Genomic DNA, 13,928 nt, shown 5'->3' on the forward strand with positions numbered 1-13,928 from the left:
CAGACGGCCCGACGCATTCTCAACACAACCGGGCGGGGTGATCCGGTGGCGAATCGAACGGCGGGCCTGTCTTCTGTGACGGCAATGCGGTTCTCGTCCTGTTTGCCCGCCGCTGCGCCTGAGGGCAACCATGAAAACACTGGCCAAACTTCCCGTCACCATCGTCACCGGCTTTCTCGGCTCGGGCAAAACCACGCTGCTGCGCCACATGCTCGACAACGCCGAAGGCCGTCGCATTGCGGTGATCGTCAACGAGTTCGGCGAGCTGGGCATCGACGGCGAAATCCTCAAGCAATGCACCATCGGCTGCACCGAAGAAGAGGCCAACGGTCGCGTCTACGAGCTGGCGAACGGCTGCCTGTGCTGCACCGTGCAGGAAGAGTTCTTCCCGGTCATGCAAGAATTGGTCGCCCGTCGCGGCGATCTGGACCACATCCTCATCGAAACCTCGGGCCTTGCACTGCCCAAGCCGCTGGTCCAGGCGTTTCAATGGCCGGAAATCCGCAACGCCTGCACCGTAGACGCCGTGATCACCGTGGTCGACAGCCCGGCCGTGATCGCCGGCACCTTTGCTGCGTTCCCGGATCAGGTCGACGCCCAGCGCAAACTCGACCCGAACCTCGACCACGAATCGCCGCTGCACGAACTGTTCGCCGATCAGTTGGCCAGCGCCGACCTGGTCATCCTGAACAAGGCCGACAGGCTCGACGCCGCAGCCTTGGCCGCTGTGCGCGCTGAAGTCGTCGAAGAATTGCCCCCTGCAGTGAAAGTCATCGAAGCCAGCAACGGCCAATTGCCGATCAGCGTGTTGCTGGGGTTGGGTGCTGAGTCCGAGCTGCACATCGACGGGCGCAAGACCCATCACGATCATCACGACGGCGATGACCACGACGACCACGATCACGATGCCTTCGATTCGATCTCCATTTCGCTGCCTCAGGCCGACGAAGCGCTGTTGCTCGATGCGCTGACCCAGGCCGTCGTGCAGCACGGCATCCTGCGGGTCAAAGGCTTCGCGGCAATCCCGGGCAAGCCGATGCGCCTGCTGGTGCAAGGTGTCGGCACGCGTTTCGACAAACACTTCGACCGCGCGTGGAAAACCGATGAAGAACGCGTCAGCCATTTCGTGCTGATCGGTCAGGAACTGGACGCTGCCGTTCTGGAAGCTCAGCTGCGCGCCGCGCTTGAGATCAAAGGCTAACCATGCACCTGCTGCGCACCCAGCCCGGCGGCTTCGTCCCCGACGACAGCATCGCTGACCTCGGCCAGACTCCCGCCGACTTGGTCATCCTGTGCAGCGGCGATTCCCATCTGGCGCTGCTCGCTGAAACCGCGCAGCAGCTGCCGGACGATTACCCGAGCCTGCGCCTGGCCAACCCCATGCAGGTGCAGAACCACGCCTCGGTCGACCTGTATGTCGATGAGGTGCTGCGCCACGCAAAGGTCATCCTGATCTCGCTGCACGGCGGCATCGGATACTGGCGCTATGGTGTCGAGCGTCTGGTGGAACTGGCGGCCTCCAGAAAAAGCGGCGGGGTGAAGCTGATTCTGGTGCCTGGCGACGATCGGCCGGACCCGGAACTCAGTGACCTCAGCACCGAACCTGCCGAGGATCGCGACCGGTTGTGGCATTACCTGCGGCAAGGCGGCAAACACAACGCCTTGCAGCTGTTCAACTGCCTGGCCAATCGTTGGCTGGATCGCGATTACGCTTGGGACGAACCGCAGACACTGCCCCGCGTGGTGATCTATCACCCGCGTAAAACCAGCGCCGAACTGGCCGATTGGCGAGTGGACTGGCGCCCCGAGCAGCCGGTGGCGGCGGTGCTTTTTTATCGTTCGCACTTACAAGCGGCGAACACCGGCTTCATCGATGTGTTTTGCGAGCGGCTGTTGGCGCAAGGGCTGAACCCGCTGCCCATCGCCGTCGCCAGCCTGAAAGAACCTGCGTGCCTCAGCGCGGTGCAGGATTGGCTCGACGACACCGCCTGCGAGGTCATTCTCAACACCACCGGTTTCGCCCAGTCCAGCCCGGAAGCGCCGCATCTGCGTCCGTTTCGGCGCAATATCCCGGTGATTCAGGCGATCTGCGCCCAGGACAACGAGCCAGCGTGGCAGGCCAGCGAGCAGGGCCTGGGGCCTCGGGATCTGGCGATGCACATCGCGCTGCCGGAACTGGACGGCCGCATCATCAGCCGGCCGATCAGTTTCAAGGACCTGGCCTGGCACAGTGAGCGCAGTCAGTCGGACGTGGTCTGCTATCGCGCGCAGCCCGAGCGCATGGACTTCGTGGCTGAGCTGGCGCGACGCTGGGTGTTGCTGGCGCGCACGGCCAACGCCGACAAGCGCGTCGCGCTGATTCTGGCCAACTACCCGACCCGCGACGGGCGCATCGGCAACGGCGTCGGCCTCGACACCCCGGCAGCAGCGCTGAACATCCTCAAGGCTCTGCAAGACGAAGGCTATCCCGTCGACGGCTTGCCGGAGTCGGGCACCGCGCTGATTCACGCGTTGCTCGGCGGCGTCACCAACGACCCGGACAGTCTCGACCAACGCCCTTGCCACCAGAGCATGGCGATGGACGACTACCTGGCGGCCTTCAATGCGCTACCTGACGCCAATCGCAGCGCCGTGATCGAACGCTGGGGCTCGCCGCTGAATGACCCGATGTGCCGTCACGGCCGCATGATGATCGCCGGGCTGCGCTTCGGCCTGACCTTTGTCGGCATCCAGCCGGCGCGGGGGTTCGACGTGGATCACAGCGCGGTGTATCACGATCCGGATCTGGTGCCGCCCCATGGCTATCTGGCGTTTTATTTCTGGCTGCGCAACGCCTATGGCGCCCACGCGGTGATTCACGTCGGCAAGCACGGCAATCTGGAATGGCTGCCGGGCAAGGGCGTCGGTCTGTCGCAACAGTGCTGGCCGGACGCGATCCTCGGGCCGATGCCGAACATTTACCCGTTCATCGTCAACGATCCGGGCGAGGGCGCCCAAGCCAAGCGCCGCACGCAGGCGGTCATCATCGACCACCTGATGCCACCCTTGACCCGCGCCGAGACCTACGGCCCGTTGCGCAATCTCGAATTGCTGGCGGACGAGTACTACGAAGCCCAGTTGCTCGATCCGCGCCGCGCTCGCGAGTTGCAGAAAGACATCCTCAGGCTGGTGCGGGAAACCCACATCGACCGGGAACTGGCCCTGGGCGAAGCGCTCGACAGCGATGCCGATGCCGCGATCTGGTTGCCCCGTCTCGACACTTACTTGTGTGATCTGAAGGAATCGCAGATTCGTGATGGCCTGCACGTGTTTGGCGAATCGCCCAGCGGGCGGCTGCGGATCGACACCTTGCTGGCAATCTTGCGCGTGCCCCGTGGCGATGGCCGGGGGGCGAATGCCAGCCTGTTGCGGGCGTTGAGCAACGCGCTGGCGCTGGATTTCGACCCGCTGGATTGCGAGCTGGGAGCGCCGTGGACAGGACCGACACCTCAGGTCTTACATCAAGTCAGCACAGATCCCTGGCGAACGGTCGGTGATACCCGCGAGCGGTTGGAGCTGTATGCAGTGCTGTTGATCGAGCGCACTTTGGCTGGATCAGCTGATATTGAGTCGTTTGAAAACAACGAGTTATCAGATGTTCTTGATGCATTAAGCGAGGTAGTGGGGCCGCGACTCGACCGCTGTGGCCCTGCAGAGCTGCGCGGATTGCTGGACGCGCTGAGCGGCCGCTTTGTCCCGGCAGGCCCGAGCGGCGCGCCCAGTCGCGGACGTCTGGACGTGCTGCCGACAGGGCGCAATTTCTTTTCGGTAGACGTGCGCAACCTGCCGACCATGACCGCGTGGCGCATCGGCTTTCAATCGGCAAATCTCATACTGGAGCGGCACTTACAGGATCATGGTGACTATCTGCGTCAACTGGGCCTGTCGGTGTGGGGCACGGCCACCATGCGCACCGGCGGCGATGACATTGCTCAGGCCATGGCCTTGATGGGCGTGCGCCCGGTGTGGGCGACGGGCAGTCAGCGGGTGGATGATTTTGAAATCCTGCCGCTGAGTCTGCTGGACCGGCCACGGGTGGACGTCACGCTGCGGGTATCGGGATTCTTTCGCGATGCGTTCGCCAATCTGATCCGGCTGTTCGACGCGGCGGTGCAAGCGGTCGCTGCGCTTGACGAGCCCGATGACATGAACCCGCTCGCCGCACGCGTGCGCCAGGAGCGCGAGCACCTGCAGCGCGAGGGCCTGAGCGCCGAGCAGGCGGCCAGGCAGGCGGGTTGGCGAATCTTCGGCGCCAAACCCGGTGCGTACGGTGCGGGTGTGCAAAACGCTATTGATGGCCGTCTCTGGGAGACCCGCGATGACCTGGCCGAGGTGTATTTGAATTGGGGCGGTTACGCCTATGGCGCCGCCGATGACGGCACGCCCGCGCGCAGTGACTTCGCCAAACGCCTGAGCCACGTGCAGGCCGTGGTGCAGAATCAGGACAATCGCGAACACGACCTGCTCGACTCCAACGACTATTACCAGTTTCAAGGCGGCATGCTGGCCGCAGTGGAAAGCCTCAGCGGCGAAAAAGCGGCGAGCTACCACGGCGACCACAGTCAGCCGGACCTGCCGAAGATCCGCACCTTGAAGGAAGAACTGAACCGGGTGGTGCGCTCACGGGCGGCCAATCCGAAGTGGATCGACGGGGTCAAACGCCATGGCTATAAAGGCGCCTTCGAGATGGCCGCGACGGTGGATTTTCTGTTCGCATTCGATGCGACGACCGAGTTGATCGATGATCACCAATACGCGCTGCTGGCCGACGCCTACCTGCTCGACGCTTCGACCCGTGACTTCATTCAGCAGCACAATCCCGATGCGCTCCGAGACATGACCGAGCGGATGCTCGAAGCGCAACAGCGGGGGTTGTGGCAGGAGCCTGGCGGATATCGCGCGGCGCTGGAAAACTTGCTGGTGGATATTGAAGAGACATAAGCGCCTTGGCCATTTTTGATGCGGGCAGAAGCCGAAGCAGCACTGCATCGTTCGTCAGGCCTTTGGCAGAAACGGACCGAATGAACCTTAACTTCGATGCATGAACAGAGCCCAATCATGACCGATACCCCACATTTTCCCTTGGCCGCCGTCGTGGGCGCCGACGCGCTGAAACTGGCGCTGTGCCTGACCGCCATCGACCCGAAAATCGGCGGGGTGTTGATCGAGGGGCCGCGGGGGATGGCGAAGTCGACCCTCGCGCGGGGGGTAGCGGACTTATTGGCCAGCGGACAGTTCGTCACGCTGCCGTTGGGCGCCACGGAAGAGCGCCTGGTGGGCACGCTGGACCTGGACGCCGCGCTGGGCGAAGGGCGGGCGAGCTTTTCGCCGGGGGTGTTGGCCAAGGCCGACGGCGGCGTGCTGTATGTCGATGAGGTCAATCTGCTGCCGGATCACTTGGTCGACCTGCTGCTGGACGTGGCCGCCAGCGGGGTCAACCAGGTCGAGCGTGACGGCATTTCTCACCGTCACCCGGCGCGCTTCGTGCTGATCGGCACCATGAACCCGGAAGAAGGCGAGTTGCGCCCACAGTTGCTTGACCGCTTCGGCCTGAACGTGGCCTTGAGCGGCCAGACATTGCCAGAACAACGCGGCCAGATCATTCGTCGTCGGCTGGCGTTCGACGCAGATCCCGATGCCTTTTGTCAGCACTGGGCCGCTGCACAGCAGGCGTTGAAGGATCGTTGCGAATGGGCCCGTGGCTCACTGGCACGCATTGATCTGGACGACACCAGCCTTGCGGCGATCACCGAGCGCTGCTTCGCGGCGGGCGTTGATGGGTTGCGCGCGGATCTGGTCTGGCTAAGGGCTGCCCGCGCGCACGCGGCATGGCGCGGCGCTTCGGCCATCGAAGAGCAAGACATCGATGCCGTGGCCGATTTTGCCTTGCGCCATCGACGCCGCGACCCCCCGCCGGGCCAGTCTCCGGCGGCGTCGCAATCCGACAATCCGCCACCCGCCTCAAACGCAGAGCACGCCCAAAGCGAGGGTCAATGGGGCCAGATGCCCGCCCAAACCGTCGCCACGGGTGCCCGCCGGGACGTGCCGAGCTGGCCAAAAAAGCCCTGAGCATCCGCCCCCGCCACGTGACGGGGGCGGATGCCAGTCCTCGACCGGGCCGACTCGACGGCGGAAAAAGCGGCGCGGCCCGATCCGGGATCGAGGGCGCCATTGCCTGGCTGCCTACGTTGTTGAGAGGCCGACCGCGCCGTCGTGTCGATCTGGTTCGTCTGCCACGGACCCGGCGTGAGCAAACCCTCTGGCTGGTCATCGTCGACGCCTCGGCCTCGACCCGACGCCATCAGGCCTTGAGCCAGGCCAAAGGCTTGCTCGCGCAGGTGTTCGACGACGCGTATCGCCGACGCGCGCGATTGGCATTGTTGACCGCCAGTGGTGCACAGGCGCGCTGGCAGCATCATGGTGTGAAAGCGGGCGCGACATTACAGCCGTGGCTGGAAAGCCTGGGCGCCGGCGGGGGAACGCCGCTGTCAGATGCGATCGTGCAGGCGGGGGAATGGCTGAGCAAACGCCAGAAACGTTATCCCGCCGAATCGCACCGGGTGTTGATTCTCACCGACGGCAGGGTGAAGGACATGCCCGCCCTCGCAGGCTTCAACTGCCCAAGCCTGTTGATTGACATCGAACGTGGACCCATCAGGCTGGGCAGGGCGGCTGAACTCGCCCTTCGCCTCAATGCCGACTACCGGCATATCGATGCCTTGACGGACACTCCCCGCCGTCCCTTATAGGGGCCGCCCTTTATAAAGAACGGAAGGCGCGGGTGTGCCGTACAACGATCAGGCAGGCATGGTCCACGGCTCCAGACGATAACCCTCGTCGCTGATTTCTGCGCGGGCCTGTTCGAGAAACTGCGCCAATTGCTTTGGATCGGAATAGGCGCTGCTTGGGATCTGTTTGCGGCCGATACGGGTGCTGGTGCGATCGACCACGGTCAGGCTCAGCTCGCCGTTGCCGTCCTGGGGTGCCCAAGCGACACAGCGGAACGGTTCGAAAGCGTGACCGGCGATCAGAAGAGCATCGTTAAAGCGCAAAGGGGCGTTCATGGAAAGTCCTCAAGTGCCCGTTTCAATTCACTCACCGCTGGCGGGCTTCCCATGCGGTGCGTACTTGTACTGATGACCTCCACCGGCAGTGGAGTCACACGATGCGTCGTTTTTTTTCAAATTATTTCGCTGAAGCCGACCAATTTTTTTGCATATTCGGGTGTTTCATCCTTATTACGGGTGTAAACGGGGTGATCCAGTCGCTTGATGCCTGTTTTGGCGCCTTGTCTCAGTGCTAAGTCCGTTTTGATCTTAGGCTTATAGATAAACAATCCAAGCGAGTGTCAAATATTTGCTAATGTGTCAATCGGGTTCGCCAAGACACTGTTTCTAAAACTTTTTTCACACAAACCGCTCTTTGAATCTTGGCGCCAAGGAATCTCCCATGCATGAAATGGCATCGATCCGTCGCCTATTAATCGTCGAACCCTGCGAGGACTGTCTGCGCCTGATTCCTGGTTTGCGGATTGCCGGTTGGGACGTCGACAGTTGCACGCTTGAATCAGCGGCGTCACGCCAATGTGACGTCGGCCTGATCCGCTTGATGCCTCAGCATTTCGAGCAACCTCAGCTCATCAAGGACCTGATCAGCCGCAGCCACACCGAATGGATCGCCGTGCTGACGGCCGATGATCTACGCCGTGAGCTCATCGGCGATTTTGTCTGCGAATGGTTCTTCGATTTCCACACGCTGCCGTTTGATGTTGCCCGGGTGCAAGTCACGCTGGGTCGCGCCTACGGCATGGCCCGGCTACGCGCTCAGGGCGCCCGCTACGGCAACGGCCCCGAGCACGAAATGCTCGGGGAGAGTCGGCCGATCCGGGAACTGCGCCGCCTTCTGACCAAATTGGCGCCCACCGAGTCGCCGGTGTTGATCCGGGGTGAGCCCGGCACCGGGAAAGAGTTGGTGGCGCGCACACTCCACAGGCAATCCCAGCGTCGTCTTCAGCCGTTTGTCTCCATCAATTGCGGCGCTATTGCCGAGCATCAGTTACAGACCGAATTGTTCGGTCAGGCCTCCGAAGGCGCGCATGGCAAGCTGCAACGCAAACCCGGTCGGATCGAAGCGGCCAATGGCGGGACGCTGTTTCTGGACGAGATTGGTGATCTCCCGCTGGAGGTGCAGGCCAACCTGCTGCGGTTTTTGCAGGAGCGTCACGTCGATGCCGGTGGCGAGCGCATCCCGGTAGACGTGCGAATCCTGGCAGCCACCCATGTGGACCTTGAGGCTGCAATCCGCATGAAGCGGTTCCGCGAAGATCTGTATTACCGGCTGAACGTCCTGCAGGTCGGCACTGCGCCGCTGCGGGAACGGCATGGCGATCTGGCGTTACTGGCCAACCATTTCGCGCACTTTTACAGCCAGGAAACCGGGCGGCGGCCGCGCAATTTCAGTCAGGACGCGATGGTCGCCATGGGCAAACACGACTGGCCGGGCAATGTGCGGGAGTTGGAAAACCGGGTACGGCGAGGGTTGGTGCTGGCAGAAGGGCGGCAGATCGAGGCCTTCGACCTGGGGCTGTTGGGTGAAGAAGAAATCAGCTCCAGCATGGGCACCCTGGACGAATACAAAAGCCGGGCCGAGCGTCAGGCCCTGTGCGATGTGCTGACCCGTCACAGCGACAATCTCAGCGTCGCGGCGAAGGTGCTGGGCATTTCACGGCCGACGTTTTATCGACTGTTGCACAAGCACCAGATTCGTTGAATGGCGCTTCACCTTCGACTGAACACGTGCGCCGGTCCGCACGTGCACCTGAGTCAAGGCTCCAACAACCGTTCCACTGCTTCAACCGCCTTGTCCCTGCGGTAGCTCCAACTGCCGCCGATCACCTCGTAGCGCTGACCTTGCCGGTCCAGCCAATCCCGGCTGGCGTCGAAGAATGCCTGGCGTTCGGTCAGTTCAGGCTGGCAGCGTTGGCCATCACTCACCCATTCGACGCCTTCGGGAGAGAGCAGCAGGTGCAGGTCGTAATGCCGGTCGAGCAGGGCCTGTTCCAGCCAAGGCGGACAGTCGCCGAACAGGGTGCGGCTCCACAGGATGTTGCTAAGCAAGTGCGTGTCGAGAATCAGCAATGTGGGGGCGCGCGTTCGAGCGGCGTCTTCCAGCGCCAATTGCCCGCGAGCAATGGTCGGGACGTCGCCGTAGCAGGTGTCGCGTTGTGCTTCATCGATGAACTGGCGGACGTATTCGCCCACGAGTTCGCCGCCGAAGCGCTGCTGAAGGTGCTCCGCCAGCCAGCTTTTGCCGCTGGATTCGGGCCCTGTCAGTACCAGAACTTTCATGGACGTCAGCGCGCCAATGCCGGGTCAGCCCGCCAGTCGCGCCACCCCTGCACGGCCAGCAGGGTGAACAGCGCGTACAGCGCGGCTGTCAGGTACAGCGCTTTATAAAGGAACAGGCCGACGAAGATGACGTCCAGCACGATCCACAAGGGCCAGCACTGCACGCGTTTCTGCGCCATCCATACTTGCGCCACCAGGCTGAAGCCCGTGAGCGCAGCGTCGAGCCACGGCTGCGCGGCGTCGGTAAAGTGCGCCATCGCGGCGCCGAGGGCGAGGCTGACCACCGCGCCGATGGCCAGGCTCAACGCCAGCGCGTGGCCGCCCAGTGCCGTCACTTGGCGACCGTCGGCCATGGCGCCGCGCCGTGTCCATTGCCACCAGCCATACACCTGCAACACGGCGTAGACACCCTGCAGCAGCATGTCGGAATACAGCTTCACGTCGAAGAAAATCCAGATGTAGAGCAACACCATCACCAGTCCGATCGGCCAGCACCAAGGATTCTGTTTGACTGTCAGCCAGACGGCAATGACACCGAGTGCAGCGGCAAACAGTTCAAGCCCGGACATGGAGACTCCTGCGAGGTAGGGAGAAAAAAGGCCTGCGATTGTAAGCGCTTTGCGGACCGTTGTGGCGAGCTGATTCGCAGGCCGGCAACGCCCGCCGACGATAGTCCCAGTCGATCTCGCTGCCCATGAATGTCAAAGGCTGCGCGCCAATATTCATGCTAGAGCGTTCGCCATAAAGGTCTGTTAGGATCGCGCCGCTCGCGTGCTCGAGCCCGCCGTCTTGACTGTTCATGCGTTTTTTACACCGGACCGATTACCGTGTCCTGAACGGTGCTCGAAACATTTCAAGAGAGCCTTGCCATGAGCAGGTTCCATATTGGGGGAATGATGGATCTTTGGACCGCCGCACAAGCATTAATACTGGGTGTCGTCGAGGGGTTGACGGAGTTTTTGCCGATCTCCAGCACAGGGCACCAGATCATCGTGGCCGACCTGATCGGCTTTCGCGGCGAACGGGCCATGGCCTTTAACATCATCATTCAACTGGGCGCGATCCTCGCCGTGATGTGGGCGTTTCGCCAGAAAATCCTGCAGGTGGTGACAGGGCTTCCAACTCAGCCCCAAGCCCGTCGTTTCATGGTCAACCTGATCATCGGGGTGCTGCCGGCAGTGGTGCTGGGGGTGCTGTTTTCCGACTTGATTCACGAGTACCTGTTCAACCCGATCACGGTGGCCGCAGCGCTGGTCATCGGCGGTATCGTCATGCTGTGGGCCGAACGCCGTCAGCATGAAGTGCATGCCGAAACCGTAGAGGAGATGACCTGGACTGACGCCCTTAAGGTCGGTTTCGCACAATGCCTGGCGATGATTCCCGGTACCTCTCGATCGGGTTCGACGATCATCGGCGGTCTGCTGTTCGGCCTGTCGCGCAAGACGGCCACCGAGTTCTCGTTTTTCCTGGCCATGCCGACGATGATCGCCGCGTCGCTGTATTCCGGTTACAAATACCGCGACCTGTTCCAACCCGACGATTTTGCGGTGTTTGCGGTGGGCTTCATTACCTCGTTCATCTTCGCGATGATCGCCGTGCGCGGCCTGCTGAAGTTCATCGCCACCCACAGTTACGCGGTGTTCGCCTGGTATCGCATTGCCTTTGGCCTGCTGATTCTGGCGACCTGGGCATTCGGTTGGGTCGACTGGTCGAACGTGCAGGCCTGATGCGATGAATCAGCGCATCACCCCCGAGGCCACTCGCCGCAGTGAAAACAGCCCGATCCGCCTGCTGAAGTTCAAGCTGGGGGCGTTGGCATTGCTCTGCGCTTTGCCGCTCTACGGCCTGATCGCAGCGGTTGCTCGGGGCGGGGGATGGTGGCCCTTGGCAATTTACCCGCTCATGAGCCTGCTCGCCGTCGGTCTCTACGACTACGACAAAAAGCAGGCACGGGTCCAGGGGCAGCGCACGCCGGAGAAAGTCCTCCACGGCGTCGAATTGCTGGGTGGCTGGCCAGGCGCGCTGATCGCCCAGCAACTGTTCCGGCACAAGACGCGCAAGGTGTCTTACCAACTGGTGTTCTGGCTGATCGTGTTGCTTCACGAGCTGTTCTGGATGGACCGGGTGCTGCTGGGTGGACGATTTCTCCTTCGACACCTGTACTGACCTCGCCGCGCAGGCGCTCAGAGCTTGAGCGCCACTTGCCGCCATTTCGGCAATTTGCTCACCACCCACTGGTGGGACCGAGTCAATGACGTGCGCAATTCGTCGTCGCCCATGGCGTACGGGTATGACAGCGAGACCCAGTGCGCGCGTGCCAGATACGGAGCAGGGCGCACGCCCGGACGATCGACGTACCCCAAAAACAAATCCGGACCGACCTTGAATGCCAGGTCGTCCCCCGTCAGCCCCATGACTGCGAACATCTTGGTCTCGGCGATGGAGAACACCCGCACACCGCCCCATTTGTAATCCTCCCGGGCGCCGGGCAGTGCCAGGCAAAAGGCTGCAACGTCTTCAATGTCCATAGGGCTCCTTACTCAAAATGGTCTGCCGAGGCGTTTTATCAAAATAGACGGGCAGGCGTGCACGGCATGGCTTGCCCAGGGTTCGGTTGGTTCAGGTGCAGGCCTGGGCGAAATGGCTGAACGCGTCGGCCACGTGATCAAGCCACGCCCGCACGGCGGGCAACGCGCCGCGCCGCTGGGTATACGCAGCCTGAAGGTTGCCGGTAGACATGGACCAGTCCGGCAGCAGCCGGATCAGCGTACCGTCGGCGAGGGCCTCCTTGCAGTTCATCATCGGCAGCATGGTCATGCCCAGCCCGGCGAGGGCGCCGGCCTTGCGAATGTTGAAATCATCGACAACCAATCGCGCTTCAAGGACCACTTCCTGGCGCCGGCCATCCTCGTGGATCAGCAGAAAATGCACCTTGCGATCGGCTTCGGTCGCGCCCAATACCGGTAGAGCGATCAGGTCATCCGGGGTGCGAATCTGTCGATCGGCGATCAGCGCGGGGGAGGCGACCAGTGCCGCAAACGCCGGCGCCAATTGGCGAACGATCAGGTTGGGGTCTTCGTCACCGATGTCGCGCACGCGCAGGGCCACGTCGATGCCTTCGTTGACCAGATCGACCCGCCGGTTCACCAGCAGCAATTCCAGCTGAACCTGAGGGTAGCGCGCCAGAAAGTCAGTCACGACCGAGCTGAGGTTCCAGTGCGTCATCCCCACCGGGCACGAGACCCGCAGACGACCCCGAGGTTCGGCGGACAAGGTCGCCACCGCTTCATCTGCCATTTCCGCTTCCAGCAGCATGGCCTGACAGTGTTGCAGGTAGCGTTCGCCAACGGCAGTCAGCGCCAGTTTGCGTGTAGTGCGCTGCAGCAGGCTGGCATGCAGCCGGGTTTCCAGCTCGGCGATGCGCCGTGACAGACGGGATTTGGGAATGCCCAGTGCACGCCCGGCGGCAGCAAAACCGCCGCATTCCACCACCTTGGCGAAATAGTAAAGGTCGTTGAGGTCTTGCATGGCGAACTCGATTGTCCTGTGAGTGGGACGAACTATCGCATTTTTGCTGACTAATCAGCCATTGGTTGGAAAGGTAGGATAGTCGTCACTTGATCGCCCCGCGGCGATTCTCATTCAGGAAGCCTCTCTATGACCCTTTTGCACATTGATTCCAGCATCCTCGGCGATCACTCCGCTTCGCGCCAACTGAGCCGTCGCGTCGTTCAGTCTTACGTCGCCGCACATCCCGGCACAGACGTGGTGTACCGCGATCTGGCCAGCGAAGCGCTGAACCACTTTTCCGGTGCTGCACTGGCCGCTGCGGGGACCCCGGCCGAAAACCGCGACGCGGCGCAGCATCTGGAAGTCGACACCAACGAAGCGACGCTCCAGCAATTCCTCGCCGCTGACGTCGTGGTGATCGGCGCACCGATGTACAACTTCACCATCCCAAGCCAGTTGAAAGCCTGGATCGACCGTATCACCGTGGCCGGCCGTACCTTCCGCTACACCGAGGCCGGCCCGGAAGGTCTGTGCAAAGGCAAGAAAGTGATCATCGTGTCAACCTCGGGCGGTCTGCACGCCGGTCAACCTACAGGGGTCGGCCATGACGCGCTGCTCAGCGTGCTGTTTGGCTTCCTGGGAGTCACTGACCTGCAATTCGTCACGGCCCACGGTCTGGCCTATGGCGACGAACCGCGCGCCAATGCACTGACCGCCGCGCAGAAACATATCGACGAAACGCTGTTCGCCTGATTGCGAACAGGGGCGCCGCGCCCAGACGCTTTACCCGCTGTCGCAAGCCCCGCCATCGTTCAGGTGCCGGGGCTTTTTTAGTCCGAGGGGTTAACAACATGCGTTCAGCCCGGCGACAGCCTTTGCGATTTCTTTGCGGGTATCCTGCTCTGCATCCCGGTAAAATCGCGTCACATCCGGCCGTTTCTGCATGACATATGGCCAGCATTGTTCATGTTTCTGAGCTTGGCCCGCATTGTGCAATATCGATCTAAAGACTGGGCTGAATGTTATCGATCT

The 13,928-nt window shown here is 62.2% G+C and carries 13 protein-coding genes; 8 read left to right on the plus strand and 5 right to left on the minus strand.

Features of this window, described 5'->3' with window-relative positions; all coding sequences use genetic code 11:
- The first annotated feature begins 130 nt into the window (after positions 1 to 130).
- The 4 genes from cobW (at position 131) to B3N48_RS15905 (ending at position 6,788) form a co-directional block, all read left to right on the plus strand.
- Positions 131 to 1,201, plus strand: coding sequence for a cobalamin biosynthesis protein CobW (gene cobW / locus B3N48_RS15890; protein WP_296185321.1), 1,071 nt, complete (start codon positions 131 to 133; stop codon positions 1,199 to 1,201).
- 2 nt (positions 1,202 to 1,203) lie between these two features.
- Positions 1,204 to 4,980, plus strand: coding sequence for a cobaltochelatase subunit CobN (gene cobN / locus B3N48_RS15895; RefSeq protein WP_296185323.1), 3,777 nt, complete (start codon positions 1,204 to 1,206; stop codon positions 4,978 to 4,980).
- Between the two features lie 117 nt (positions 4,981 to 5,097).
- Positions 5,098 to 6,108, plus strand: a complete 1,011-nt coding sequence (locus tag B3N48_RS15900) for an ATP-binding protein (protein WP_296185325.1) — start codon at positions 5,098 to 5,100, stop codon at positions 6,106 to 6,108.
- Positions 6,033 to 6,788, plus strand: a complete 756-nt coding sequence (locus B3N48_RS15905) for a vWA domain-containing protein (protein ID WP_296185327.1) — start codon at positions 6,033 to 6,035, stop codon at positions 6,786 to 6,788. Before B3N48_RS15900 ends, B3N48_RS15905 begins: the two co-directional genes overlap by 76 nt.
- Before the next feature lie 48 nt (positions 6,789 to 6,836).
- Here the strand turns inward: B3N48_RS15905 and B3N48_RS15910 are convergent, their stop codons facing one another.
- Positions 6,837 to 7,103, minus strand: a complete 267-nt coding sequence (locus B3N48_RS15910; RefSeq protein WP_296185328.1) for a hypothetical protein — start codon at positions 7,101 to 7,103, stop codon at positions 6,837 to 6,839.
- Between the two features lie 385 nt (positions 7,104 to 7,488).
- On the opposite strand from B3N48_RS15910, the gene B3N48_RS15915 reads away from it, so the two are divergent.
- A complete protein-coding gene (locus B3N48_RS15915; RefSeq protein WP_296185330.1) occupies positions 7,489 to 8,808 on the plus strand; it encodes a sigma-54 dependent transcriptional regulator in 1,320 nt (439 codons plus the stop codon).
- Positions 8,809 to 8,861: 53 nt separating this feature from the next.
- Here the strand turns inward: B3N48_RS15915 and B3N48_RS15920 are convergent, their stop codons facing one another.
- Both B3N48_RS15920 and pnuC read right to left on the minus strand, forming a co-directional pair.
- Complete coding sequence (locus B3N48_RS15920) at positions 8,862 to 9,386, minus strand: AAA family ATPase (protein WP_296185332.1); 525 nt, start codon at positions 9,384 to 9,386, stop codon at positions 8,862 to 8,864.
- Positions 9,387 to 9,391: 5 nt separating this feature from the next.
- Complete coding sequence (gene pnuC, locus B3N48_RS15925) at positions 9,392 to 9,955, minus strand: nicotinamide riboside transporter PnuC (RefSeq protein ID WP_296185333.1); 564 nt, start codon at positions 9,953 to 9,955, stop codon at positions 9,392 to 9,394.
- 327 nt (positions 9,956 to 10,282) lie between these two features.
- Here pnuC and B3N48_RS15930 point away from each other — a divergent pair, with 327 nt between their 5' ends.
- Both B3N48_RS15930 and B3N48_RS15935 read left to right on the plus strand, forming a co-directional pair.
- Complete coding sequence (locus B3N48_RS15930) at positions 10,283 to 11,113, plus strand: undecaprenyl-diphosphate phosphatase (protein WP_296186162.1); 831 nt, start codon at positions 10,283 to 10,285, stop codon at positions 11,111 to 11,113.
- A gap of 4 nt (positions 11,114 to 11,117) precedes the next feature.
- A complete protein-coding gene (locus tag B3N48_RS15935; RefSeq protein ID WP_296185334.1) occupies positions 11,118 to 11,552 on the plus strand; it encodes a DUF1294 domain-containing protein in 435 nt (144 codons plus the stop codon).
- A 17-nt stretch (positions 11,553 to 11,569) separates the two neighbouring features.
- Here the strand turns inward: B3N48_RS15935 and B3N48_RS15940 are convergent, their stop codons facing one another.
- Together B3N48_RS15940 and B3N48_RS15945 are read right to left on the minus strand one after the other, a co-directional pair.
- Entirely contained in the window at positions 11,570 to 11,914 is a 345-nt protein-coding gene (locus B3N48_RS15940) for an MmcQ/YjbR family DNA-binding protein (protein WP_296185335.1), read from the minus strand.
- A gap of 91 nt (positions 11,915 to 12,005) precedes the next feature.
- Positions 12,006 to 12,914, minus strand: a complete 909-nt coding sequence (locus B3N48_RS15945; RefSeq protein WP_296185337.1) for a LysR substrate-binding domain-containing protein — start codon at positions 12,912 to 12,914, stop codon at positions 12,006 to 12,008.
- Between the two features lie 129 nt (positions 12,915 to 13,043).
- Between B3N48_RS15945 and B3N48_RS15950 the strand changes: the two genes are divergently transcribed.
- On the plus strand, positions 13,044 to 13,649 hold the full coding sequence (locus B3N48_RS15950; protein ID WP_296185339.1) for an FMN-dependent NADH-azoreductase: 606 nt from the start codon (positions 13,044 to 13,046) through the stop codon (positions 13,647 to 13,649).
- Positions 13,650 to 13,928: the final 279 nt, after the last annotated feature.

Source organism: Pseudomonas sp. UBA1879 (assembly GCF_002338065.1).
Lineage (GTDB): Bacteria > Pseudomonadota > Gammaproteobacteria > Pseudomonadales > Pseudomonadaceae > Aquipseudomonas.